The organism is Sphingomonas aliaeris, assembly GCF_016743815.1.
Classification (GTDB): domain Bacteria; phylum Pseudomonadota; class Alphaproteobacteria; order Sphingomonadales; family Sphingomonadaceae; genus Sphingomonas; species Sphingomonas aliaeris.
The window spans coordinates 1,149,094-1,173,343 of sequence record NZ_CP061035.1; the positions used below are offsets into that span (position 1 = coordinate 1,149,094).

Annotated in this window: 28 protein-coding genes and 1 pseudogene; 19 read left to right on the top strand and 10 right to left on the bottom strand. The window is 64.4% G+C overall.

The window, feature by feature from the left end:
* Window positions 1-9: 9 nt before the first annotated feature.
* The 4 genes from apaG to H5J25_RS05250 all read left to right on the top strand — a co-directional run bounded on the left by apaG (window position 10) and on the right by H5J25_RS05250 (window position 2,131).
* Window positions 10-408 (top strand): Co2+/Mg2+ efflux protein ApaG, encoded by a 399-nt coding sequence (apaG, locus tag H5J25_RS05235; RefSeq protein ID WP_202095054.1) that lies wholly within the window; start codon window positions 10-12, stop codon window positions 406-408.
* Window positions 409-528: 120 nt separating this feature from the next.
* Window positions 529-1,335 carry a LysR family transcriptional regulator gene (locus H5J25_RS05240; protein WP_202095055.1) on the top strand — a complete coding sequence of 269 codons (807 nt, stop codon included), beginning with the start codon at window positions 529-531 and terminating at the stop codon, window positions 1,333-1,335.
* A gap of 29 nt (window positions 1,336-1,364) precedes the next feature.
* The gene (locus tag H5J25_RS05245) at window positions 1,365-1,859 is read left to right on the top strand and encodes a GNAT family N-acetyltransferase (RefSeq protein WP_202095056.1); all 495 of its coding nucleotides are present in this window, start codon (window positions 1,365-1,367) and stop codon (window positions 1,857-1,859) included.
* The gene (locus tag H5J25_RS05250; RefSeq protein WP_202095057.1) at window positions 1,856-2,131 is read left to right on the top strand and encodes a hypothetical protein; all 276 of its coding nucleotides are present in this window, start codon (window positions 1,856-1,858) and stop codon (window positions 2,129-2,131) included. The genes H5J25_RS05245 and H5J25_RS05250 overlap by 4 nt, the downstream gene beginning before the upstream one ends.
* 28 nt (window positions 2,132-2,159) lie before the next feature.
* On the opposite strand, the gene H5J25_RS05255 is transcribed toward H5J25_RS05250, so the two are convergent.
* Both H5J25_RS05255 and parE read right to left on the bottom strand, forming a co-directional pair.
* A complete protein-coding gene (locus tag H5J25_RS05255; protein WP_202095058.1) occupies window positions 2,160-3,485 on the bottom strand; it encodes a serine hydrolase in 1,326 nt (441 codons plus the stop codon).
* Between the two features lie 57 nt (window positions 3,486-3,542).
* Window positions 3,543-5,525, bottom strand: coding sequence for a DNA topoisomerase IV subunit B (parE, locus tag H5J25_RS05260; RefSeq protein ID WP_202095059.1), 1,983 nt, complete (start codon window positions 5,523-5,525; stop codon window positions 3,543-3,545).
* Between the two features lie 188 nt (window positions 5,526-5,713).
* Here parE and H5J25_RS05265 point away from each other — a divergent pair, with 188 nt between their 5' ends.
* Window positions 5,714-6,571: an outer membrane protein gene (locus H5J25_RS05265; protein WP_202095060.1), complete on the top strand. Its 858-nt coding sequence runs from the start codon at window positions 5,714-5,716 to the stop codon at window positions 6,569-6,571.
* 172 nt (window positions 6,572-6,743) lie between these two features.
* Here the strand turns inward: H5J25_RS05265 and H5J25_RS05270 are convergent, their stop codons facing one another.
* Window positions 6,744-7,487 carry a GcrA family cell cycle regulator gene (locus H5J25_RS05270; protein ID WP_202095061.1) on the bottom strand — a complete coding sequence of 248 codons (744 nt, stop codon included), beginning with the start codon at window positions 7,485-7,487 and terminating at the stop codon, window positions 6,744-6,746.
* Window positions 7,488-7,551: 64 nt separating this feature from the next.
* Between H5J25_RS05270 and H5J25_RS05275 the strand changes: the two genes are divergently transcribed.
* From H5J25_RS05275 to queE, 7 genes are all read left to right on the top strand, one after another.
* Window positions 7,552-8,415, top strand: coding sequence for an ABC transporter permease (locus tag H5J25_RS05275; RefSeq protein WP_202095062.1), 864 nt, complete (start codon window positions 7,552-7,554; stop codon window positions 8,413-8,415).
* Between the two features lie 97 nt (window positions 8,416-8,512).
* On the top strand, window positions 8,513-9,709 hold the full coding sequence (locus H5J25_RS05280; RefSeq protein WP_225883370.1) for an aspartate aminotransferase family protein: 1,197 nt from the start codon (window positions 8,513-8,515) through the stop codon (window positions 9,707-9,709).
* A gap of 152 nt (window positions 9,710-9,861) precedes the next feature.
* A complete protein-coding gene (gene argF / locus H5J25_RS05285) occupies window positions 9,862-10,785 on the top strand; it encodes an ornithine carbamoyltransferase (protein WP_202095063.1) in 924 nt (307 codons plus the stop codon).
* Window positions 10,786-10,933: 148 nt separating this feature from the next.
* Entirely contained in the window at window positions 10,934-11,848 is a 915-nt protein-coding gene (gene hslO, locus H5J25_RS05290) for an Hsp33 family molecular chaperone HslO (protein WP_225883493.1), read from the top strand.
* 103 nt (window positions 11,849-11,951) lie between these two features.
* Window positions 11,952-12,350, top strand: coding sequence for a DUF3617 domain-containing protein (locus tag H5J25_RS05295; RefSeq protein ID WP_202095064.1), 399 nt, complete (start codon window positions 11,952-11,954; stop codon window positions 12,348-12,350).
* Between the two features lie 196 nt (window positions 12,351-12,546).
* Window positions 12,547-13,242 carry a 7-cyano-7-deazaguanine synthase QueC gene (gene queC / locus H5J25_RS05300; protein WP_202095065.1) on the top strand — a complete coding sequence of 232 codons (696 nt, stop codon included), beginning with the start codon at window positions 12,547-12,549 and terminating at the stop codon, window positions 13,240-13,242.
* Window positions 13,243-13,244: 2 nt separating this feature from the next.
* Window positions 13,245-13,877: a 7-carboxy-7-deazaguanine synthase gene (gene queE / locus H5J25_RS05305; protein ID WP_202095066.1), complete on the top strand. Its 633-nt coding sequence runs from the start codon at window positions 13,245-13,247 to the stop codon at window positions 13,875-13,877.
* Window positions 13,878-13,934: 57 nt separating this feature from the next.
* On the opposite strand, the gene H5J25_RS05310 is transcribed toward queE, so the two are convergent.
* From H5J25_RS05310 to lipB, 3 genes are all read right to left on the bottom strand, one after another.
* Entirely contained in the window at window positions 13,935-14,528 is a 594-nt protein-coding gene (locus H5J25_RS05310; protein ID WP_318781348.1) for a hypothetical protein, read from the bottom strand.
* A 290-nt stretch (window positions 14,529-14,818) separates the two neighbouring features.
* Window positions 14,819-15,094: a hypothetical protein gene (locus tag H5J25_RS05315; protein WP_202095068.1), complete on the bottom strand. Its 276-nt coding sequence runs from the start codon at window positions 15,092-15,094 to the stop codon at window positions 14,819-14,821.
* A 93-nt stretch (window positions 15,095-15,187) separates the two neighbouring features.
* Window positions 15,188-15,850, bottom strand: a complete 663-nt coding sequence (gene lipB / locus H5J25_RS05320) for a lipoyl(octanoyl) transferase LipB (RefSeq protein ID WP_225883371.1) — start codon at window positions 15,848-15,850, stop codon at window positions 15,188-15,190.
* Between the two features lie 200 nt (window positions 15,851-16,050).
* Here lipB and H5J25_RS05325 point away from each other — a divergent pair, with 200 nt between their 5' ends.
* The 3 genes from H5J25_RS05325 to H5J25_RS05335 are packed head-to-tail and all read left to right on the top strand — an operon-like array spanning window position 16,051 to window position 17,668.
* A complete protein-coding gene (locus H5J25_RS05325) occupies window positions 16,051-16,908 on the top strand; it encodes a hypothetical protein (protein WP_202095070.1) in 858 nt (285 codons plus the stop codon).
* Window positions 16,905-17,267, top strand: a complete 363-nt coding sequence (locus tag H5J25_RS05330; RefSeq protein WP_202095071.1) for a hypothetical protein — start codon at window positions 16,905-16,907, stop codon at window positions 17,265-17,267. The genes H5J25_RS05325 and H5J25_RS05330 overlap by 4 nt, the downstream gene beginning before the upstream one ends.
* On the top strand, window positions 17,264-17,668 hold the full coding sequence (locus H5J25_RS05335) for a hypothetical protein (RefSeq protein ID WP_202095072.1): 405 nt from the start codon (window positions 17,264-17,266) through the stop codon (window positions 17,666-17,668). Before H5J25_RS05330 ends, H5J25_RS05335 begins: the two co-directional genes overlap by 4 nt.
* Here H5J25_RS05335 and H5J25_RS05340 read toward each other — a convergent pair.
* From H5J25_RS05340 to H5J25_RS05350, 3 genes and pseudogenes are all read right to left on the bottom strand, one after another.
* Window positions 17,635-18,249: a GNAT family N-acetyltransferase gene (locus H5J25_RS05340; protein WP_202095073.1), complete on the bottom strand. Its 615-nt coding sequence runs from the start codon at window positions 18,247-18,249 to the stop codon at window positions 17,635-17,637. The two genes, H5J25_RS05335 and H5J25_RS05340, sit on opposite strands and share 34 nt — an antisense overlap.
* A gap of 140 nt (window positions 18,250-18,389) precedes the next feature.
* Window positions 18,390-19,240, bottom strand: a pseudogene (gene hemF, locus H5J25_RS05345) (oxygen-dependent coproporphyrinogen oxidase).
* Between the two features lie 139 nt (window positions 19,241-19,379).
* A complete protein-coding gene (locus tag H5J25_RS05350) occupies window positions 19,380-19,829 on the bottom strand; it encodes a tRNA (cytidine(34)-2'-O)-methyltransferase (RefSeq protein WP_202095074.1) in 450 nt (149 codons plus the stop codon).
* Window positions 19,830-20,010: 181 nt separating this feature from the next.
* Between H5J25_RS05350 and petA the strand changes: the two genes are divergently transcribed.
* From petA to H5J25_RS05370, 4 genes are all read left to right on the top strand, one after another.
* Window positions 20,011-20,595 (top strand): ubiquinol-cytochrome c reductase iron-sulfur subunit, encoded by a 585-nt coding sequence (gene petA, locus H5J25_RS05355; RefSeq protein WP_202095075.1) that lies wholly within the window; start codon window positions 20,011-20,013, stop codon window positions 20,593-20,595.
* Window positions 20,596-20,605: 10 nt separating this feature from the next.
* Window positions 20,606-21,898, top strand: coding sequence for a cytochrome b (locus H5J25_RS05360; protein WP_202095076.1), 1,293 nt, complete (start codon window positions 20,606-20,608; stop codon window positions 21,896-21,898).
* A 21-nt stretch (window positions 21,899-21,919) separates the two neighbouring features.
* The gene (locus H5J25_RS05365; RefSeq protein WP_202095077.1) at window positions 21,920-22,759 is read left to right on the top strand and encodes a cytochrome c1; all 840 of its coding nucleotides are present in this window, start codon (window positions 21,920-21,922) and stop codon (window positions 22,757-22,759) included.
* A gap of 145 nt (window positions 22,760-22,904) precedes the next feature.
* Complete coding sequence (locus H5J25_RS05370) at window positions 22,905-23,570, top strand: hypothetical protein (protein WP_202095078.1); 666 nt, start codon at window positions 22,905-22,907, stop codon at window positions 23,568-23,570.
* A gap of 233 nt (window positions 23,571-23,803) precedes the next feature.
* On the opposite strand, the gene H5J25_RS05375 is transcribed toward H5J25_RS05370, so the two are convergent.
* Window positions 23,804-24,250 (bottom strand): MaoC family dehydratase, encoded by a 447-nt coding sequence (locus H5J25_RS05375; protein ID WP_202095079.1) that lies wholly within the window; start codon window positions 24,248-24,250, stop codon window positions 23,804-23,806.

Consider the following 24,250-nt stretch of genomic DNA (forward strand, 5'->3'; position numbering starts at 1 on the left):
GGGCCGCAAGTGAAGGCGCTGTTCCCCAACGTCGCGGAGACGCGGGGGATCGTCGTGCGGGTGTCGGTCAGCTACCTGCCGGAACAATCCGAACCGCAGCGCGGGCGCTGGTTCTGGGCGTATCACGTTCGGATCGAGAATGAGGGGCGGCAGGCGGTGCAACTGCTCACCCGCCACTGGATCATCACCGACGGCCGCGGTGCCCGCCATACCGTCGAAGGCGAAGGCGTGGTCGGCGAACAGCCGATGATCTCGCCGGGCGCCAGCTTCGATTATGTCTCCGGCTGCCCGCTCGCGACGCCGAGCGGTGCGATGCAGGGCGCCTATCACATGATCGGCGAAGACGGCGCGGCGTTCGAGGTGGAGATTCCCAAATTCGCGCTGCTCGCGCCGGCGGTCGGCGCGTGAGCGCTATCTTCATCCCCCTCCCGCTCGCGGGGGGGCTAGGGGAGGGAACTTCTCCCTTTCGAACCGTAGGCCTGCGGCGTTGCCCTCGCCCAACCCTTCCCGCACGCGGGAGGGGAGCAAGTGAAACGCACTCATCTCCCGCTCAACGGTCTACGCGTGCTGGACGCCGCGGCCCGGCATCTGTCCTTCACCCGCGCCGCGGACGAACTGGCGGTGACGCCGGCCGCAGTCGGGCAACAGATCCGCGCGCTGGAGGATACGCTGGGCGTCGTCCTGTTCCGCCGCACGACCAAGGGGCTGGAACTGACCCCCGAGGGCGAGGCGGGATTGGGCCCGTTGCGACAGGGCTTCCTGGAATTCGAGGAAGCGGTTCGCGCGATGCAGGCGGGCCAGACATCCAAGTCGCTGACGATCGCCGCGCCGCGCGACCTGACCGAAAAATGGCTGATGCCGCGTCTGGCGGAAATCGCGCGCGGTGACGGCGAGTTGCGTTTCGCGCTCGTTTCCGCGGACGAGGATATCGACTTCACCGAAGCCAATCTGGATCTCGCGATCCGCTGGGGCGACGGGCCGGGCACGCATGAGGGCGAGGCACTGGAATCCGAAGGGATGGTGACGGTCGAAAGGCCCGGCGGCGGGATCGACACGCGCATTTCATGGCCCGGCTGCCTGAACGACGATTCGGTGTCCTTGGTGCGGGTCGGCGATGCCGGTCTCGCGCTGGATGCCGCCGCCGAAGGACTGGGCCGCGCGACCGTACCCGAACTCCTCGCCGCGGCGGACATCGCCGCCGGGCGTGTCACGATGGTGGGCGAGGCGACACCCTCCGCCAAAGGCTATTGGCTGGTCGCGCCGTTGCCGCAATGGCGGCAGAAGAAGGTCAGGGCGCTGGTCGATGCACTTGCCGGGGCCACCGGCGGGGTGTGAGCCAGACGTTCTAAAGCGCGCGGCTGACGATGCGTCTGCAGCGGCTGGATGATGCCGAGGCTTTGTTCGAAGCCTATGGCGACACGGAACTGATGCGCTACTGGTCCAGCGGCCCGCACGCCGATCTGGAGGAAACGCGGGCCTATATGGCACCCCGCGTCGATAGAAGTGATTGGCGAACCTGGAGTATAACTGAGCGCCAAAGCGACCGCGTGATCGGAACGGTATCCGCGGGTCAGCGTCGCGCCGCCGTGGTCGAGATCGGCTATCTGCTCGTTCGTTCGGCCTGGGGGCGGGGCTATGCGCGTGAAGCGGTTTCGCGGCTGATCGACCTGCTGGTGCGCGACGAAGGCAATCGGCGGGTGTTCGCCGATACCGATCCCGACAATGTCGCCTCCAATACGCTGCTGGAGACGCTCGGCTTCCGCCGGGAAGGCTATTTGCGCGCCGAATGGGAAACGCATATCGGCGTACGGGATACGATCCTGTGGGGCCTGCTCGCAAAGGAATGGACCGACCGATGACGCCACCCGATCTGAACGATCCCGCACAGTTGGCTGCCTATCGCCGCGAATTGCGCTACGTCGCGCGCCCGCTGCGGTTTGCCGGGCTGGCCTTCGCCATTCTGGGTGTCCTGCTGGTCGTCGCGCGGCTGATCTGGTGGCCGGTCATGCCGATCGCCATCCCCGCGGCCGCGCTCGCATTGGGCGCGTTCAACATGGTTGCCGGCATGGCCTTCCGCACGCTGTATCACGCACGCCGGATGAAGGGGGATCAGGGTCAGGACGTGGCGTGATCGGGTAGCGGCACGTCGCCGCGCGCGATCACTGCGGCGCGGCGAGTTCCACGGCACGTGACATCAAGCTGCTGAAGCGGAGGTCATCGACCGCTGCCGTCGGATCGTTCCAACTTGCCGACATGGCATACCAGTTGCCGTCCTTCGCCTGACCGAGAAACGTCATCGCGATCACGCCCGGTTCCGATCCGCCTTTATAACCGAGATAGGCCCAGCGTGCAGACGCGTCGGCACCGGCCCCGGGGTTCTTGGCCAGCAGCGCACGTGCACGCGCGGCGGGCCCCGTTTCGGTATGTCGTCTCAACCAGTCCATCACGCGGATCATATCTGCGGGCGAGGCATACCATTCGAGCGTCTCGATGAGCACCGGTTTGCCGTCCACGAAGAGCTTCTTGTCGATCGCGTCGTTCGGCATCGCCGCGATCTCGCCGTCGAGCAATGCACGCCGCGCCTTGATGTCCAGTGCGCCCCACCGCGCACCGAGCGGGCTTCCCTTCAGCTTGAACACTTCCAGCGGACCGAGAAACGGCTGCATTCCCTTCGGATCCCTGATGCCGACAACCTTCAGCATCGCTTCCACCTTGTCGCGGCCAAGCGTCCGCAACAGGATGTCGGTGGCGCTGTTGTCGCTCACCGAGATCATTTTTTCCGCGACGTCATACAACGATATCGCGGTCCCCAGCGCTGCCGCCGTATACGCGCCGCCGGGAAGCGGGCGTCCATCGAGGCTGATCGTATCGGTCCAGTGCCGCGCGCCGCTCTCTATCTGACGGATCAGTTCCGCCAAGATCACGAGCTTGAACTCCGATCCGATCGCGAAGGTCGCATCGCTGCCCCGGGCGGTGAGCAACCGAGGCCCCGTCGTATCCAGCCTGGCCAGCGCGAAACCGGTCCGGCCAGGAAGCTTTGCAAGCTGTGCATCGATCTCCGACAGGGATGCTTCACGTGCCGACATACCCGTGATGCGCAACCCCGTGACCTGATGGGTACCTTGCGGATCGACGATGATCTGGGCAGTCGCGTCGCCACGTTCGTAAGCGATGACTATATTCGCGCTCCACGGCGTCACCGGCATTACGCTCTTGATCCGCAAGGCTTTGCCACCGGTCGTCGCGAATTGCGTATTGAAGCCGTCGAACGCAGCCTTCGGCACGGCTGCGACGAAGGCAGGAGCGAACGTCGCACTGTATTCGCCGCCACCGTTCAACAGCGGAACGATCTCCTCGAGACGCTGCCTGAACTCAGGGGAGGGCTGCGCCGGGCCGCTGGCCGTCGGCGGCGCCGTGGCAGTCGTTTGAGCCGCAACTGGTGTTGCCGCTATAAGCGCGAGGATGATACCCGAAACCGAACGCATTATCCTGTCCTTCTGACCCATTGCTGCTGGAGGAGCGGTGGCTGGCGTGCCCTTGATCTATGCGTCGATCGCATCCTCGTCTATCCGCGCGGCATTTTCCTGGATGAAGGCGAAGCGGTGCGCCGGATTGTTGCCCATCAGCCGATCGACCAGATCCTTCACGCCCGCGCGTTCCTCATATTCCTGTGGTAACGTGATGCGCAGCATGCTGCGTGTCTTCGGATCCATCGTCGTTTCGCGAAGCTGCATCGGGTTCATCTCGCCCAGCCCCTTGAAGCGTGCGACGTCGACCTTCTTGCCCTTGAACGGACCCTTTTCGATCCGCAACCGATCGGCATCGTCCATCGCGTAGAGCGACTTGGTTCCAGCGGTCAGCCGGTACAGAGGCGGCTGCGCGAGATACAGATGTCCGCGCCGCACCAGTTCCGGCATTTCCTGGAAAAAGAATGTCATCAGCAACGTCGCGATATGCGCGCCGTCGACATCTGCGTCGGTCATGATGACGACCCGCTCGTAGCGAAGATTGTCCGCCACGCAGTCCTTCCGCGTGCCGCAGCCGAGCGCCAGGATCAGGTCGGCGATCTCCGAATTGGCGGCGATCTTCTGCAATGTCGCGGAGGCGACGTTCAGGATCTTCCCGCGAATGGGCAGGATCGCCTGCGTCTTGCGATCGCGCGCCTGTTTCGCGCTGCCGCCGGCGCTGTCGCCCTCGACGATGAACAATTCCGTGCCCTTGGGATCGTCCGACGAGCAATCCGTCAGCTTGCCGGGCAGGCGCAGCTTGCGCGCACTGGTCGCGGTCTTGCGCTTGACCTCGCGCTCCGCCTTGCGCCGCAGGCGTTCGTCCATCCGTTCCAGGATATAGCCGAGCAGCGCCTTGCCGCGGTCCATGTTGCGGCTCAGCCAGTGATCGAAATGATCGCGCATCGCCCGTTCGACCATTAACGCCGCCTCCGGGCTGGTCAGGCGATCCTTGGTCTGGCTCTGGAATTGCGGTTCGCGGATGAAGACGCTCAGCATCAATTCGCTGCCGATCATCACGTCGTCGGCGGTGATGTCCTTCGCCTTCTTGTTTCCGACGAGATCGCCGAAGCTGCGCAACCCCCGCACCAGTGCCGCACGCAGTCCGGCCTCGTGCGTGCCACCGTCCGGCGTCGGGATCGTGTTGCAATACCAGCTGTATGAGCCGTCGCTCCATAGCGGCCACGCGACCGCCCATTCGGCGCGACCCTGGTTCTCGCCCGGAAAGTCCTGCGATCCGGCGAAAAAATCGGCCGTCGCGCATTCGCGACCGGCGATCTGGTCCTTCAGATGATCGGCCAGTCCGCCGGGGAACTGGAACACGGCCTCCGCCGGCGTGTCGTCGGTGATCAGGTCCGGCGCGCATTTCCAGCGGATCTCGACCCCGGCGAACAGATATGCCTTCGACCGCGCGAGCTTATAAAGGCGGGACGGCTTGAAATGCAGTTCCGGGCCGAAAATCTCGACATCGGGCACGAAACTGACGGAGGTTCCACGTCGGTTGGGCGTGGGGCCCAGCGCCTCCAGCGGGCCGAGCGTCTGGCCGCGCGAGAAACGCTGCTGATAGACCGTCTTGTTCCGCGCGACCTCGACCACCGTGTCGGAAGATAGTGCGTTGACCACGGACACCCCGACGCCGTGCAGGCCACCGCTGGTCGCATAGGCCTTGCCGTCAAACTTGCCGCCCGAGTGCAGCGTGGACAGGATCACCTCCAGCGCGCTCTTGTCCGGGAATTTCGGATGCGGATCGACCGGGATGCCCCGCCCATTGTCCACCACGGTCAGCCGGTTGCCGGGTTCCAGATACAATTCGATCCGCGTCGCATGGCCCGCGACCGCTTCGTCCATCGCATTGTCGAGCACTTCGGCGGCAAGGTGATGCAGCGCGCGTTCGTCCGTCCCGCCGATATACATGCCGGGACGACGCCTGACGGGTTCCAGCCCCTCCAGCACCTCGATCGAGGATGCATCGTAATCGGTACCGACGGTGGATTTGGAAGCGAACAGGTCTTCGGCCATGTCCTGGCTATAGGGCCACGTTCGCGGAGGTGCAAAGCGCGACGATCAAGCGCGTGGGATGATCGTTTCGCCCCCGGCAATTCGGTCCGCTGTGGCCATAATGTGACAGTTCCGGCAAATGTTTATTGCAGTGCACCCAAACGCGGTCCGCATCGTTCCTGCCCTGCAACGCACATTTGGAGATCACGATGCGCCGCCAGTTTCTCGTTACCCTCGCAGCCGGCACCGCCGCGCTGTCCTTCGCTGCTCCTGCTTTCGCGCAGGACGTCGAAGAAGCACCTTTCAGCGGCATCTATGTCGGTGGCACGATCGGTTTTGATGCCCAGCCGAACGACGTGGGCGAACGCGTATTGTTCGACCGCAACCTCGACGGCACCTATGGCGACACCGTTCTGAACGGCCTCGGCCAGAACGCATTTGCAGCGACGACCGCACAGCCGGGCGCAGGTTTCTGCAACGGCCGCGCCGTTTCGACCGGCAGCACCGGCTGCCGCAACGACAAGGACAATATCAGCTATTCGGCACGGATCGGCTTCGACAAGCAGTTCGGCAACATCGTGTTCGGTGCAGTCGGCGAATTCGGCAAGTCACAGATCCGCGACAGCGTCAGCGCTTTCAGCACGACGCCTGCAAACTACACGCTGACGCGCGAGATCGATTATAACGCGAACGCACGTCTGCGTCTCGGCTATGCCGCAAACACCACGTTGTTCTACGCAACGGGCGGCGGCGCCTATGCCAAGCTCGATCGCAGCTATTCCAGCTCGAACGTGACGAACACCGCGAGCTTCACCGGCGATCGTGACGTCTGGGGTTATGTCGCAGGCGGCGGTATCGAGCAGAAGCTGGGCCGCAACTTCTCCATCGGCCTGGAATATCTGTACACGCAGTACAAGGACGACAGCGAGCTGCGTCTTTCAGGCCCGGCGGGAACGCCGTTCACGAACGCAGCCAATGGCGGCAGCGCATCGGGCACCGATTTCGTGCGCAGCGACGACAAGTTCCGTTTCCACAGCGTCCGTGCCACGGCACAGTTCCGCTTCTGAGAACGTGAAGGTGCCCCGGCCGGATGGTCGGGGCGCTCGATCGCGCGGCCGCACCGGGTTTTGGCTCGGACAGCAATCTAGCTTTCCGTTGCCCGCGAGGATCGACACGAAAAACCCCGCTGCGGACAGGTTCCGCAGCGGGGTTTTTCATTCTACCGAGCGATGGGATCGTTCAGCGGACGCGCGCGCCACCGAACGGGAGCGGCGGCGGCGGGCGGCGATCACGACGCGGCAGCTGCGCCTGATAGGCGTGACCGCAGTGCGCGACGCAATACGGGAAGCCCGGATTCACCTTGTCGCCGCAAAAGTGGAAGTCCGGCTCGCCCGGATGGCCCAAAGGCCATTTGCAGACCTTGTCGTTCAGATCGAGCAGGCTCGTCTTGTTCGCCATTTCGGGCGACGGCTTGGCGGGCACCAGCCGGCGCGGTGGTGCGGGCGTGATCGGTGCCTGCTGCTCGCCGGGTGCCTGACGCAGGAAACCACCCGGACCAACCGAGCGCATGATCGGCTGTGGTGGCGCGGCCGGAGTCGCGGCGGCGGCGGGCGCTGCATCGATCTCGTCCTCATCCTCGTCCTCGATTTCCGGCTCTGGCGCAGGGGCCGGTGCGGCAACGCGCTCGACCGGCTTCGGCGCGGGGGCGGTCTTCGGAGCGGGAGGTGCCTTCGCCTCGACCGGCGCGGGTGCGGCGGCAACGGGCGGGGCTGCTGCCGCGACGGGCGCCGGCTTCTCCGCCTTCACCGCGTTCGGGTCGTTCGGCTTCACCGGCGACGGACGCGATTGCAGGCCAAGGCGGTGCGCCTTGCCGATCACGGCGTTACGGCTGACGCCGCCAAGTTCCTCGGCGATCTGGCTGGCGGTGCTGCCGCCTTCCCACATCTTGCGCAGCGTATCGATACGCTCGTCCGTCCAGCTCATACTCAGATCCTCAAATGCCCATGCCGGGTTGCGGGCCGTGCCGACACGCTTTAGCGCGTGCAGCATGAGCAGCCAGCCCCCAATCGGCCAAAATACGACCGGCACGCAGCGCGCCGTGATGAATGCCCCCGGCGTTCCCGTGATCAGGAACGTCAATTGGGGCGGTCTTCGTACGCTCTATATCAAGGAGGTGCGGCGTTTCTTCAAGGTCCACCTGCAAACCGTGTGGGCGCCGGCGATCACGACATTGCTGTTCCTGATCGTTTTCAGCATCGCGACCGGCGCGAAACTGCCCGTCCATGTCGGCGGAGTCGAAATTCCATTCGCCGAATTCATCGCGCCCGGCCTGATCATCAGCCAGGGGATGATGGGCCCCGCCTTCGCCAATGCCAGCTTTTCGCTGATGGTCGGCAAGATCCAGGGAACGATCGTCGATTATCTGCAGCCGCCACTGTCGACGATGGAATTGCTCGCGGCTTTGGTCGGCGGGGCGATGACCCGCGCACTCGTCGTCGGCGTCGTCGTCTGGGCGGCGATGATGCTGTACGGCGTCCACCTCGTCCCGGTGCATTTCTGGGCGGTTCTGTGGTTCGGCTTCATGGGCACGTTGTTCCTCGCCCTGCTCGGCGTGATGACGTCGATCTGGGCGGACAAGTTCGATCACGCGGCGGCGGTGACGAATTTCATCGTCACGCCGCTCGGCCTGTTGTCGGGCACCTTCTATTCGGTCGACAAGCTCGCTCCGGCCTTCCGCGCGTTCAGCCATGCCAATCCGTTCTTCTACATCATCTCCGGCTTCCGCTACGGCTTCCTCGGCACCGCCGATTCGCCGATCCTCGTCGGCAGCATCGTGATCTTCGCGATCGACGCGGTCCTTGCGGTCGCCTGCTATCTGCTGCTGCGCTCGGGCTGGAAGATCAAGAATTGAGCCGCGCGACGCCGGTGTTGCGCTGACGGCGGCGGGCTCGTAAAAAGCGGGTCGGGCGACCGATTGGGTCGCCCTTTGCTTTTTCGGGAGACCTCTCGTGCCGATCACCCCCCTGATGCCCGTGTACCCGCGTTGCGGCGTACGCCCGGTGCGAGGCGAGGGCGTGTACCTGTTCGGCGAACATGGCGAGAAATACCTCGATTTCGCCAGCGGTATCGCAGTCAACTGCCTCGGTCACGGCCATCCCAAACTGGTCGAGGCGATCGCCAAGCAGGCCGCGACTCTGATGCACGTGTCGAACCTGTATGGCAGCCCGCAAGGCGAGCAGTTCGCGCAGCGGCTGGTCGACAACAGCTTCGCCGATACGGTGTTTTTCACCAATTCGGGGGCTGAGGCGGTCGAATGCGCGATCAAGACCGCGCGGCGCCATCATTTCGCCAACGGCAATCCGCAGCGGCATACGTTGATCACGTTCAACAACGCCTTTCACGGCCGCACGATCGGCACGATCAGCGCGACCAACCAGCCCAAGATGCGCGACGGTTTCGAACCGTTGTTGCCGGGCTTCAGATATGCGCCGTTCAACGATCTGGCGGCGGCACTGGCGCTGGTCGACGACACGACCGCAGGCTTCCTGGTCGAGACGATCCAGGGCGAGGGCGGCGTAACGGCGGGGACGGACGAGTTCCTCCAGGGGCTGCGCAAGGCGTGCGACGAACACGGCCTGCTGCTGATCCTCGACGAAGTGCAGTGCGGTTACGGTCGCACGGGCAAGATGTGGGCGTACGAACATGCCGGCATCACGCCCGACATCATGTCCGTGGCAAAGGGAATCGGCGGCGGATTCCCGCTCGGCGCCTGCCTCGCTACCGAGGAAGCGGCCAATGGCATGATCGCCGGCACGCACGGGTCAACCTATGGCGGCAACCCGCTTGCAATGGCCGCGGGCGAGGCGGTGCTGGACGTGATCACGAAGGACGGCTTCCTCGATCATGTCGCGTCGATGGGCGAACGTCTCCGTTCCGCGCTGGAACAGTTGATCCCCAATCACGATACGGTGTTCGACAGCGTGCGCGGACGTGGGCTGATGACCGGCATCAAGCTGAAGGACGACGCGGTGGCGCGCGAATTCGTGGCGCATGCGCGCGACAATCACGGCCTGCTGACGGTTGCGGCAGGCGAGAACGTCGTCCGCATCCTGCCGCCGCTGGTGATCGAGGAAAGCCATGTCGCCGAGTTCGTGGAACGCCTGAGCGACGCCGCGCGCACCTATGTTCCGGTGATCGCCGAGTGACACGGGCTTCGCGTGCCGCCGCATTCGATCCTCCCCGGAACGGGGGAGCGGGACCACGTAGTGGTGGAGGGGGCGTGCCGCGAGCGGGACGCTGGGGGAGAGCCCCCTCCGTCACGCTTCGCGCGCCACCTCCCCGTACCGGGGAGGATCTCATGACCTATCGCCATTTCCTCGACCTGTCCGATGCCGGCGCCGACGGTATCGCCGCGATGATCGCCGACGCGCTCGACCGCAAGGCGCTGCGGGCCGGCTGGCCGAAGGGTAAAGCGGATGCGGACGCGCCGCTCGCCGGCCATGTCCTTGGCATGGTGTTCGAGAAGAATTCCACCCGCACTCGCGTGTCCTACGACATGGCGATGCGGCAGCTCGGCGGATCATCGATCGTTCTGGATGCCGGGACCACCCAACTCGGCCGGGGCGAGACGATCGCGGATACGGCACGCGTCCTGTCTGGCTATTGCGACGCGATCATGATCCGCACCGACGATCACGGCAAGATCGAGGAAATGGCGCATTACGCGACCGTACCGGTTATCAACGGCCTGACCGACGCGTCGCACCCCAGCCAGATCATCGCCGATCTGCTGACCATCATCGAAAGCGGCAAGGCGCTGCCCGGCCTGAAAGTCGCGTGGCTAGGGGACGGCAATAACGTCCTCGCCTCGATCATGGAGGCGGCGGGACTAATGCAGTTCGACGTCGTCGCCGCTTGTCCGCAGGGGTTCATGCCCTCCGACCTGGATGTCGCACGCGGCGCGGGTCGCGCGCGCATCGTCGGCACCGCTCGCGAGGCGGTGGAGGGCGCGGACGTCGTCGTCACCGACACCTGGATATCGATGGGACAGGCGCATGCCGAAACCAAGCTGGCCGCGATGTGGCCGTATCAGGTCAACGATAATTTGATGGCGATCGCGAAGCCGGATGCGAAGTTCCTCCATTGCCTGCCCGCGCATCGCGGCGAGGAAGTGTCGGAAGCCGTGATCGACGGTCCACAGTCGCTGATCTGGCAGGAAGCTGCCAACCGCCTCTACGGCCAGAAATCGATCCTCTTGTGGTGCTTCGGGCGGATCGGTTGATCGGGGCGTCCCGAATTCCCACATCTCCGTCTTGCTCAATACGCCTCCACCCGTTCGTTTCGAGCGCAGTCGAGAAATACCGTCCGCATTTCCGTTCGGCCGGTTTCTCGACGGTGCTCGAAACGAACGGGGGCAGGCGGTGGAAAAGATGATGGAAGACCCAAAACTGAACGATACCGACCGCGCGCTCGGCTTCACCATTCCCGCCCGCCACGCGCGGGGCCGAATCGTGAGGCTGGGGCCCACGCTCGATACGATCCTGGCCGCGCACGCCTATCCGCCGCCGATCGAGGCGTTGCTTGCGGAGGCGCTGACGCTCGCCGCGTTGATCGGGTCGACGCTCAAGGATGCGGGCGGGCAACTGACGCTTCAGGCGCAGACGGATAACGGCATCGTCAAGCTGCTGGTGTGCGACTATAAGGGCGGCGAACTGCGCGGTTACGTGCAGTATGACGCCGATCGCCTCGCCGCAGGCCCCGAGGATCCGAGCCTGTTCGCTTTGTTCGGCGCGGGATATCTCGCGATCACGTTCGATCAGGCCGCGACGAAGGAACGCTATCAGGGCATCGTCCCGCTGGATGGCGATACGTTGGCGGATGCCGCGCAAAGCTATTTCGTGCAGTCTGAGCAGATCCCGACCTTGCTGAAGCTGGGCATCCAACGTCAGCCAGACGGTCGGCATGTCGCCGGTGGCCTGTTCCTCCAGCATCTGCCGGAGGGGGAGGACGGGCGCGAACGGCTGCACGTGCGGCTGGATCATCCTGAATGGGAGCATGTCGCGATCCTCGGGCAGACGATGGGTGCTGACGAACTCGCCGATCCGGTCCTCACGCTCGAGACGCTCGTCTGGCGCCTGTTCAACGAGGAGGATGAGGTTCGGCTGCTGGCGCAGGTCGGCATGTCGCGTGGCTGCCGTTGCTCGCCCGAATACATCGCGCAGGTGCTGGGCCAGTTTCCGCCCGAGGAACAGCGCGAGATGGCGGACGAAAACGGGATGATCGTGGTCGATTGCCAGTTCTGCGCCAGCAAGTTTCCCGTCCCGGTCGCCGACGTCGTTTCGTAACCGTTATTGTCGATCGAGGTTGGCGTTCCCAAATAGTGTCCGGTCGGTGCCTGACGACGCGCGCGATCGGACGCGCCGTCGGTGGCATCCGGGGGCGGGGGCGATGCAATTGCGTATTCTGTTATCGGGGCTGGTGTCCGCAATCGCCGTGTGCGCCGTCGCGGCGCCGGCACAGGCACCCTCGCTCGTCGCACTGAACCGGATCGAGCCCGGCCAATGGGCGCTGCGAGAGATTGGCGGGACGGACAAGACGCTGCTGTGCGTCGCCGACCCGCGCGCGTTGATCCACCTCCGCCACCCCGGCGCGCAATGCTCGCGCTTCGTGGTCGAGGATAAACCCCGATTGGCGACGGTGCATTACACTTGCCCGGGTGCGGGCCACGGTCGCACCGACATTTCGGTCGAAGGCCCCCGGCTGATCAGGCTGCGCACGCAGGGTATCGCGGACGGGGCTCCATTCGACGCGGAATATGAGGGGCGTCGCATCGGAACGTGCAACTGAGCGCTTCTGTTAATCCTTTGTTTAGGACCTTTGGCTACACAGGTCCGGTGTCGTCATGGGCACGGATTTCTCCCTTATCACGGCTGAACAAGCCACTCCTGGGTCGCCTTATGGGCGGCCCGTTTTTTTGTCCGTGCCACGCCTGTGCCTTGGCGGGGTTGCGATCCGCGCGGCATCGGCCTAGCGCGCGTGCATCATGACATCTCCTGCACCCCTTGCGGTCGTCCTCGTCTCGGGCGGCCTGGATTCGATGGTTTCCGCCGCCCGCGCCAGGGAGGACGGATTCCGCGTCCTCGCCTTGTCGATCGATTATAATCAGCGCCATCAGGTCGAACTGGCCGCCGCACGCCGCATCGCGACGATGCTCGGCGCCGAACGTCACATCGTCCTGCCGCTCGATCTGTCGGCCTTCGGCGGCTCCGCGCTGACCGCCGATATCGACGTGCCCAAGGACGGCATCGGCACCGAAGATGGTGGCGGCATACCCGTCACCTACGTCCCCGCACGCAATACGATCTTCCTCAGCCTCGCGCTCGGCTGGGGCGAGGCGATGGGCGCGCGCGACCTGTATATCGGGGTGAATGCGCTCGATTATTCGGGCTATCCCGATTGCCGCCCGGAATTCATCGCGGAATTCGAAAAGCTCGCCGAACTGGCGACCAAGGCGGGCGTCGAAGGCCATCCGTTCAAGATCCACGCGCCGCTGCAGGATATGACCAAGGCCGATATCGTGCGCGAAGCGGCGCGGCTCGGGCTGGATGCCGGGGTCAGCTGGTCGTGCTACGATCCGGCGCCGGGATCGGTCCATTGCGGGCAGTGCGACAGTTGCCGGTTGCGGTCCAAGGGGTTCGAGGATGCGGGCCTGCCCGATCCGACGGTCTACGCCGCCTGACGATGAGCTATGCGGTCAAGGAAATGTTCCTCACCTTGCAGGGGGAAGGCGTCAATGCCGGGCGCCGCGCGGTGTTCGTGCGCTTCGCCGGCTGCAACCTGTGGTCGGGCCGCGAACAGGATCGGGCGACCGCCATTTGCCGTTTCTGCGACACGGATTTCGTCGGCACGGGCGGGCTGGGCGGCGGCAAGTTCGCCGATGCGGTCGCTTTGGCGGATGAAGCGGCGGTATATTGGGGCGAGGGGGCCGACAACCGTTTCGTCGTCCTGACCGGCGGCGAGCCGATGCTGCAGGTGGACGATGCGATCGTCGATGCGCTGCACGATCGCGGCTTCGAGATCGCGATCGAAAGCAACGGCACCCTGCCGGTCCATCCCGGCATCGACTGGGTGTGCATCAGCCCGAAGGCCGGCAGCGAAGTGGTGCAGCGCTCGGGTCACGAACTCAAGCTGGTCTGGCCCCAACCCGGCAGCGATATCGACGCGATGGAGCAGTGGGACTTCGCGAACTTCCTGCTCCAGCCGATGGACGATGCGCGTGCCGAGGCCAACCATGAAGCCGCGATCGATGTCGTGATGGCGCGGCCCAAATGGCGCCTGACGATCCAGACGCACAAGCTGCTCGGCCTGCGCTAACCTAAAGTCGATCGGTTGAGGGGGCGGGTCAGCGGCCCCCCCCGATATCAAGCCCGTTCAGCCCGCAACCCATTGCACGGGGCCGCAGGCCTTGACGTTCCACTCGTCCTTCTTCCAGCATTTCTTGTCCATGCGCGGAAGCAGTACGGTACGATCGAAACCGATGCCGCGCGGGAAACGCTGTTCGCCCCACGGCACCAGCGAGTTGCGCAATTCGCGCATCCGCTGCTTGGCGAGCAGGTGAAGCGAGCCGCGCGGCATGAAGATCGCGTCGCGCCCGATGCTGGATGCGACCTGGCAGAAGCCGAACTGCGCCGCCGTCGTCGAGAAACCGCCATAGATGCGCGTGCCGAACTGATCGAGCGCGTTCTGCGCGGCGCGGGGCGCCTTGTTCTTGCGCGCGAAATACTTCGTCAGCGTTGCATAGGTCGTCTTCAGTTCGCCCGCATGATCCAGCATCATCGCATTATATTGCGGTACGGTCAGCAGCGTCGGCTCGAACTGGCATTGCAAAGCCGCGATGTTCAGCGCCGCGCGCAGGTTCCAGACGAGGCCGGCGGTCAGCTCCGCCTCGGTCGCATCGGGCAGGTCCAGCCCGATGCCCGGTTCGTCGCCGCGCACGGGTGCGCCGCTGAAGTCATGGGATTTCATGAAAAATTGGGCCGATGCCGGGCTAGCGGCAAGCGTCGCCGCGGCGATCGAAAATGCCAAAACGGAACGCAACACTGTCATCTCGAAACACCCTCACCAAATCGCAACCGCGCCGCCCGATTAGGGCCTTTCGCGTATCTACCCAACCATTTTATGGTTTCTCAACAGTAATACGACGAACCGCCGCCGCCCGCCCGATCCACGGCGGATTCGCCCGGAACTACGGAATCGAAAGGGGCCGCCCGGTCGCCCGGACGGCCCCATCGATATATCAGTCCCGAACGGGCTGATTACATCGTGGTGTTCGACATCGTGTTCGACATCGAGTTCGACATCATGGTGTCGTTCGACATCATCGTGTCGTTGGTCATCGCCGCACCGTTGTCCATGGCGCCGTCGACGGCGGTCATGTTGTCGGACATCGTGTCCATGCCTTCGGTTGCATTGAGATCGGTGACCATCGTGTTTTCGGTGGCCGTGTCGGTCTTCGGGCCGCAGGCCGAAACCATCAGTGCTGCGCCGGCGATCATGGAACCGGTGAGGACCTTGGAGATGAGTGCACGCATTTGGAAAGCTCCCTAGATAACGGATTTGGAAACGCCTGCTGGCTTATTGATACCCAAACCGACTGTAACGTTTAGTCTGATTACGAATCCGCCTCAAGCGGAGTTTTGTGCGCCACAAGAAACTGTTTCAAGAAACGCATCGCGATGAAACGCGAGTGCGGCATCAAAGGTTGCAAAATCAGTTGGTTGGCCAAGCGACGCCGCGCTGGTCACGCCGAAGTCCGCTATGCCGCAGGGCACTATGCCCCCGAAATGCGCGAGATCGGGGGACAGGTTGACCGAAAAGCCGTGCATCGTGATCCAGCGTTTGACCCGCACGCCGATCGCACCGATCTTCGCCTCCTGCCCGCGGTCGATCGTCCAGATGCCGATCCGCCCCGGCGCACGGAACGCCGCGATCCCGATTTCGCCCAGCGCCGCGATCACCCATCCCTCCAGGCTATGCACGAAATGTCGAACGTCGCGGCCGCGCGCATTCAGGTCGAGCACCAGATACCCGATCCGCTGCCCCGGGCCATGATAGGTATAGCGCCCACCACGCCCGGCCGAGACGACGGGGAAGCGCGGATCGATCAGCTCGTCCGGCGCGGCGCTCGTCCCCGCAGTGTAGACCGGCGGATGTTCCAGCATCCACATAAGCTCCCCGGCGTCCCCCGCGGCAACGGCGGCGGCGCGCGCCTCCATCTCGGCCAACGCGGACGCATAGTCCGTCAATCCTGGCGATATGCACCATTCGGGGGCGGGGCGGGGCGTCAAGCGCGGGGTCCGGATGTGTGGGGCATATACAAACCCGCATGTGCGCATGCGCGGCCGGGGACGCAAGTCGCGGCCGCCCCGCCGGCCCCGCCCCGAACCACTGGCAAGCGCATTCGTCATGGTCTAACGCGCCTTATGGCCTGAAGTAGGCCTTGCGGTGGCGTCTCGACGCGCTGGGCCGAGGTGAAATGGGGAAGTTCGTGAAGATCAGTATCAGCATGGGCAATGTCTGGGACCGCACGACGGAATTTCTCGGCGATCACCTGTCCACGATCGTGCCCGTCGCGCTGCTGGCGATCGTCCTTCCCTCCGCTTTGTCCACGCTGATCGAGCCTGTGGCGCGGGCCGGCGCGTCGGCTGCGGTGATGGTCAATCTCGCCGCGCTGATCCTCGGCATCGTCGGTATCTGGGGGCAGTTATTCGTCGTCGCGCTCGCTTTGCAGCCGGGCGCGGGCCGCGGCGCGGCGATGCGGGTCGCCGGCTCCCGCTTGCTGCCACTGATCGGCATCATCGTCATTCTGATGCTCGCCGTCTTCGCGCTGATGCTGCCGGTGCCGATCGCCCTGATCGCCACCGGATTCGATATGCGCGCCGCGATGATCAACCCGCAGCCCACGGTGTCCCCGTCCGCGGGATGGTTCATCACGGTCTATCTCATCGTTCTTATACCGCTGATGATCTTCGTCACCGCGCGATTGCTGCTGCTGACCTCCGTCATCGTCGCGGAACGGCGCGGAATTGGTGTGATCCGCCGGTCGTTCGCGCTCACGCGTGGAATGGTGTGGAAGATCATCGGCGTGACGATCCTGTACGGAATCGTCGTGCTCGTCGCGATGATGGCCGCGCGGACGGTGTTCGGATCGGTGTTGCGGATCGTGCTGGGCGGGGAGGGGCTGATCACGCCCGCCACCGTGCTCACGGCTGTCGTGCTGGCGATCGTGCAGGCGATCTTCGTCGTACTGGCGTCCGCTTTCTGCGCGCAACTGTATCTTGCGGTACGCGACGCACGCGATCCGGCTGAAAGCGCGCTGCATCAGCCGGCCGCCGAATCGGCATGAAACTCAACGTCATCAGAGTTCTGAACGATGCCTGGGCGCTGTTTCGCGGTGATGCCGATCTGCTGATCCGCATCGCGTCCGTCTTCATGTTCATTCCGCAGCTCGCTTTGCTGCTGATCGTCCCGCCGATGCCCTCGATCGTGCTGACGGCGGACATGACCGAGACGGAGCAGCGCGCGCTGGCGCAGGTGCTGGCGGACTGGATCGCGGCGAACGGCGGCTGGCATCTCGCCGCGACGATATTGGTGCAGTTCGGTACGCTGGCCCTGCTCGCGCTGTATTTGCGGCGCGACCGGCCGGACGTCAGGACGGCGATGGCCGGCGCAGTCGCCCGTTTCCCCGCTTCCTGCTCGCAATGATCATCGTCGGCCTGCCGCTCGGCGTCGGGTTGTTCGCTACCTTGCTGTTGATCCCCGCTCTGTATCTCGTCGGGCGGCTGATGTTGACCGCGCCGATCCTTGCCGAAGCCTCCACCGGGGCACCCGTCGGCGTGCGTGCGGCGATCGCGCGCAGCTGGCAATTGACCAAGGGCAACGGCCTTGCCGTCACAGCGCTGGCGTCGATCAGCGTGCTGGGCGGCGTCCTGCTGGGTGCGCCCTTCATCATGATCGACAGGGCTCTGCGCGCCACCGCACCCAATCCGGTCGCGATCACGATGGTCGATATCGGCGCCGCGGCGGCGGTCGCGGCAAGCCTGCTCGCCGCGATCCTGATCCAGGTCGCGACCTATCGGCGGTTGGGGGTGAAGGACGGGATCTGAGGCGCGGCGTCGGCGGGCAACGCCCCGGTCAGCCGCGGATCGGCGAACGTCTCGATCGTGCGCGATATCGCGGTGAATCCCGATGCGCGATAGAAGCCGAGCGCGCCAGGATGGTCCAGCGTACAGGTGTGCACCCATACCCGCTCGACCCCCTTGCCCCCCTTTGCCCCCGTGCCCCACGCGAGCATCAGCGCCTGCGCCATCAGCCAGCGGCCATGACCCTGTCCGGTCAGTTCCGGTATCAACCCGACATAGGACAATTCACACGCGCCGGCGTTACGGTCGTCGAGTTCCAGCATCCCGACCTCGATCCCTGCCGGGTCGGTGACGGCGAACACGCGCACTAGCGGATCGTGGATGATCGATACGAGCTTCGCATCGTCCATCACCAGCCGTGAAAACCACAGCCACGGCGCACCGACCCGACGGAACAGCGCGCGATATTTGTCGGGCGCGGGTGCCTCCCACCGGTTCAGCCGCAACCGCGAATCGGGGATCGGCCGGGCCGGGGGACGCCGGGTCATCTCCAGCGTGGTGACGATCGTCGCCACCTGTTCGGGCTCTACGGGAATCAGCGCCATTTTATCCCTCGGCTCCAACGTGAGACTGCAACCACCCACACTCAACCGTTCGTCCTGAGCTTGTCGAAGGACGTGAGCTGAGGACGGGTGCTTCGACAGGCTCAGCACGAACGGGTTGGAGCAAAGTCATTTCGCGTCGATCAATCCCACGTCGCGACCGGCGGCAGACTCATCAGAATCGCGTCGATATTGCCGCCCGTCTTCAGCCCGAACAGCGTGCCCCGATCATAGACCAGGTTGAACTCGGCATAACGCCCGCGCCACGCCCGCATCGCGGCGAGATCGGCTTCGTCGAACGGTTCGTTCATCCGGCGCCGGACGATTCGCGGATAGGCGGCCAGGAACGATCGTCCGACGTCCTGCGTGAAGACGAAGTTCTGCGCGAAATCGCCCTCCAGATGATCGAAGAAGATCCCGCCGACGCCGCGATGCACCTGGCGGTGGGGGATGTAGAAGTAATCGTCGGCCCATTTGCTGAAGCGCGCATAGTCCCCGACCGGATGCGCGTCGCACGCCGCCTTCAGCGTCGCGTGGAAATCGCCGGTATCCTCGTCGCGCGGCAGCGGCGGGTTCAGGTCCGCGCCGCCCCCGAACCAGCGCTTCGTCGTAACAAGGAAGCGGCAGTTCATGTGCACCGCGGGAACATGCGGATTAGCCATGTGCGCGACCAGGCTGATGCCGGTGGCGAAAAAAGCGGGGTTTTCCGCCGCCCCGTGGATCGACTTGGCAAAATCCCCTTCGAACGTGCCACCGACCGTCGAGACGTTGACGCCGACCTTTTCGAACACCTTGCCCTTCATCACGCCGCGCACGCCGCCCCCCCGGGCTCGCCCGACGGGTCGGTCCGGTCCCACGGAATGTAGGTGAAGTCGGCATCGGACCCCGCCTCGCGCTCGATCGCGACGAATTCGGCGCAGATCTGGTCGCGCAGGGATCTGAACCAGGTGCGGGCAATGGTCTGTTCTTGGTCGAGCAAAAGATTCGCGGTCATACCCGCTCCTTATCCGTTCGGTTCGAGCGAAGTCGAGAACTCGTGCCGACCCGTCGCTGGGTTCGTTGTCGCGGAGCCGCCTGCCATATTATGGTGTCTCGACTACGCTCGACACGAACGGACAGAGCGGGGGCTATGATCAGGCGGGCCAGCCACCCGTCTGCCGCAAAGCCTCAGCCGCCACGATTCCCGCCGAAACGGAAATGTTCAGCGACCGCATTCCCGCACGCATCGGGATCACCACCCGCACGTCCGATCGGGCATGAACCTCGTCCGGAACGCCCGCACCTTCGCTGCCCATCAGCAGGATATCGTCTGCGCGGAACTTCGCGTCGTGCAGCCGCACCGCGCCCTTGGTCGTCAGCAGCACGATCCGCCCCGAAACCTGCGCGACGAACGAGTCCCAGTCGGCATGCCGCACCACGTTCACCGACCCGACATAGTCCATTCCGGAGCGCGCCAACGCCTTGTCGCTCCACGCAAACCCCATCGGTTCGATCAGGTCGACCCCCAGCCCGAGACAGGCCGCGGTGCGGAGGATGGCGCCGACATTGCCGGCAATATCGGGCTGGTACAGGGCGATGCGCATCTGCGAACCACTCGCACATGCGACATACCTGTAACAACCCGGCTAAAATGCTGTTGGCAAAGCCGCACTCCCGCGTCTATCAGCACGCCAGCCTCCGCGGGAACGGAGGATCGGGGACGCGTATCTTTTCGTCGCATATGCGGCTCCGATGAATCGCCGGTTAAGTTGCAAGGGCAAGTGCATGGCAAGTGTGGATACCGCTGTACCCCCCGGTGAAGATCCGGCCCCGTATCACGAGGAGGTCTCCGACCCCCGTCGTCGGGATTTCATTAATATCGCAGCCGTCGCCTGGATCGGCGTCGGCGGTGCCGCCGTCGTGCTGCCGCTCATCAACCAGATGAATCCGAGCGCCGACGTGCTGGCGCAGGCCACGACCGAGATCGATCTGTCGAAGATCGCGGTCGGCCAGGCGATCAAGACCAGCTTCCGCAAGCAGCCGCTGTTCGTGCGCAACCTGACCCCGGCGGAAATCGCCGCGGCGGATGCCGTGCCGCTCAGCGAGTTGCGCGATCCCCAGTCGCTCGCCGAGCGGACGAAGGAAGGCAAGAAGAACTGGCTGATCACGATGGGCGTCTGCACCCATCTCGGCTGCGTCCCGCTGGGCGCGGGCGAGGGCGAGAATCGCGGCCCGTTCGGCGGGTATTTCTGCCCGTGCCACGGATCGGCCTACGATACCGCGGCGCGCATCCGCAAAGGCCCGGCGCCGACCAATCTGCACGTGCCGGACTATACGTTTTCGTCAGACACGACCGTGACCGTCGGTTGAGGATCCAGATATGAGCTTTCCCTGGGCCAAGCATTACGCACCGACCAATCCGCTGATGAAGTGGATGGACGAACGGTTGCCCGTTCCGCGTCTCGTCTACAACGCCGTCGGCGCGGGCTATCCCGTGCCGCGCAACCTCAACTATTTCTGGAACTTCGGCGTGCTCGCGGGCGCGGCGCTCGGTATCCAGATCATCACCGGCATCGTGCTGGCGATGCATTATGCGGCGAATGGCGGCGTGGCGTTCGATTCAGTCGAACACATCATGCGCGACGTCAATGCGGGCTGGTTCCTGCGCTATGCGCACGCCAACGGCGCGTCGATGTTCTTCATCGTCGTGTACCTGCACATCTTCCGCGGCCTCTATTACGGCTCCTACAAGGCCCCGCGAGAGATGGTGTGGCTGCTCGGCGTCGTGATATTCCTGCTCATGATGGCCACCGCGTTCATGGGCTACGTGCTGCCCTGGGGCCAGATGAGCTTCTGGGGTGCGCAGGTCATCACCGGCTTCTTCTCCGCCATACCCGGCGTCGGCGAGACGATCCGCGTCTGGCTGCTCGGCGGTTTCGCGCCGGACGATGCCGCGCTGAACCGCTTCTTCTCGCTGCACTACGTCCTGCCGTTCGTGATCGCCGCGGTGATCATCCTGCACATCTGGGCGCTGCACATTCCGGGATCGAACAACCCGACCGGCGTCGAAGTGAAGGGCGAACAGGACACCGTCCCGTTCCATCCGTACTATACCGCGAAGGACGGCTTCGGGCTCGGCATCTTCCTGCTCGTGTTCGCCGGCCTGCTGTTCTTCTATCCGAATTATCTCGGCCATCCGGACAATTACATTCCGGCCAACGCGCTCTCGACGCCTGCGCACATCGTTCCGGAATGGTATTTCTGGCCGTTCTACGCAATCCTGCGCGCCTTCACCGCGGACTTCATCCTTCCGGCGAAGCTGTGGGGCGTGCTCGCGATGTTCGGCTCGATCCTGCTGCTGTTCTTCCTTCCATGGCTGGACAGCTCGCCGGTTCGTTCGAACAACTTCCGGCCAAAGGCGCGGATCGCGTTCTGGATCCTGGTGCTCGACGTGCTCGTGCTCGGCTATTGCGGCGGTTCGCCGGCGGATCCGGCCTACGTCATCGCCAGCCAGATCGCGTCCATCTACTATTTCGCGCATTTCCTGATCATCCTGCCGATGATCTCGCGCTCGGAACGGCCGTTGCCGCTGCCCAATTCGATCACCGAAGCGGTGCTGGCGAAGCACGGCGGGACCAGCCCGGCGCAGACCGCGCTGTCGACGCAGTCGTAAGCGAACAAGAGGGGTATCGACATGGTTCGCTTTATCGCAATGCTCGTGGGGATCGCCTTTGCCGGCGTTCTCGCGATCGCGCTGTTCGGCAGCATTTCGGGGGTCATCACCGAACCGCCGCCGCCCACCGCCGAGCATGAATTCCACAAGCATCCGAGGGATTTGGAGCTGGCCAGCGATGGTCCGCTCGGCAAGTTCGACATGCGCCAGGTCCAGCGCGGCATGCAGGTGTACAAGGAAGTCTGCTCCGCCTGCCACTCGCTGCGTCTGGTGTCGTTCCGCGACATCAAGGACATGGGCTATAGCGATGGCCAGGTGAAGGCATTCGCCGCCAGCTACGACAACATCCCGTCGATCAACCCGGACACGGGCGAAGCCGCGACGCGCAAGGGTGTTCCCTCGGATCGCTTCCCGTCGCCCTTCGCGAACGAAGTCGCCGCGCGCGCCGCCAACAACAACGCGCTGCCGCCAGACCTGTCGCTGATGGCCAAGGCGCGCCACGAGGGCCCGGCCTATATCTACTCGCTGTTGACCGGTTACCAGAACCAGCCTGCAAAGCTGCTGAAGGAGTTCCCGGACGCCAAGACCCCGGCGGGCCTTCACTACAATCCGTATTTCGCGAACCTCAACATCGCGATGGCCCCGCCGCTGACTGCGGATGGACAGGTCACCTATACGGACGGCACAAAGTCGACGGTGGACCAGATGGCGAAGGACGTCGCGGCGTTCCTGTCCTGGACTGCGGAACCGAAGTTGCAGGCGCGCCACACGGTTGGCTTCGCGGCGATGCTGTTCCTGCTGGTCTTCTGCTTCCTCGCTTATGGCGCGTATCAGAACGTCTGGCGTAACGTTAAGCATTGATCCGCCTGCGGGCGGACCAGGATTCAGACCTGATCTCAAGACGTAGAGTACAGCCAGGGGGCGGAACGAAAACGTTCCGCCCCCTGTTTTGTCTCGCAGGTACGCGGCGTCGATGACGCTGCTCTCCGCGTTTGGGAGATGTGAAATGGTCGCCACGAAATTGAAGCTCGCCGCCCTCGGTCTCATTGCCGCGGTGGGGCTGGGCGGCTGTACCGACGGCTACGGCTATAGCGGCGTCAATGTCGGCTATAACAGCGGCGGCTATTATGACGGATATGGCGACGGCTATTATGGCGGCTACGGCGCGGGTGGCTTCTATCCCGCCGGGTTCGGCGGCGGCTATTACGGCTGGCACGGCGACTATTATTATCCCGGCTCGGGCTATTACGTCTACGGCCGCGATCGCCGCGCCTATCGCTGGAACGATCAGCAGCGCCGCTATTGGGAAGGGCGTCGTGGCCCGAACCGCAACTGGGGCAATGGTCAGGGCCGCCCGAACTGGCAGGGCTTCGATCGCGATCGCAACCGTCCGGGCCTGAACGGAAATGACGGCCGCAACCGGCCCGGCTTCGATCGTGGCAATCGTCCCGACCGTCCCGCCTTCACCGGCAATGTCGGCGGCGATCGTGGCCGGGATCGGACGGCGGGTCGGCAGGGCTGGCGCGGTAACGGGCAAGCTTTCCAACCCGGCCAGACTGCGCGCCCGCAATTCCAGCGCGAGAACCGTCAAGGCATGGGCCAGCGGTCCTTCCAGGGGCGGCCGCAGGAGACAGGCGGCCGTGGCGGTGGTCGCCGGCCTAGTTCGGACTGAGTGCTTGAACGGGCGGGGTAAGGCGACACCACCCCGCTCCGTTCGTCTCGAGCGAAGCCTAAAACCTGTCCCACGTGCGACGCCTAGGCAATCGATAGCGGAGACCGACGCCAAGGTTTCTCGACTACGCTCGAAACGAACGGGCAGGTAACGGATTCGCCCTCATCCCCGTCCACCGTTCGTTTCGAGCGAAGTCGAGAAACCTGTCCCGTACCAACCCCGCAATCCAGCCATCACGCCCCCCGCGTACGGATCAACCCGATCGAAATGAACGTCAGCACCGCCACGTCATCCTGATTGAACACCGTCATCCGGCTGCGGAAACTCCCCATTTCCGGCCGGCTGTTCGACGCGCGCTTGTCCAGCACCTCCGTCTCGCACCGCAGCGTGTCGCCCGGATAGACCGGTTTCAGCCAGCGCAACTCGTCCAGTCCGGGGGACCCGAGCCCCGCCTGCTCGCTGGCCTTCAAATGACCGACGAGCATCGACATCGTCATCGCGCAGGTGTGCCAGCCACTGGCCGACAACCGGCCGAAATGGGTCTCCGCCGCGGCTTCGTCGGACAGGTGGAACGCTTGCGGATCGTACCGTTCGGCGAACGCGATCACTTCCTCGCGCGTCACCGTATAGCTGCCGAACGCGCTTTTCGTGCCGACCGTGATGTCCTCGAAATACTGCAT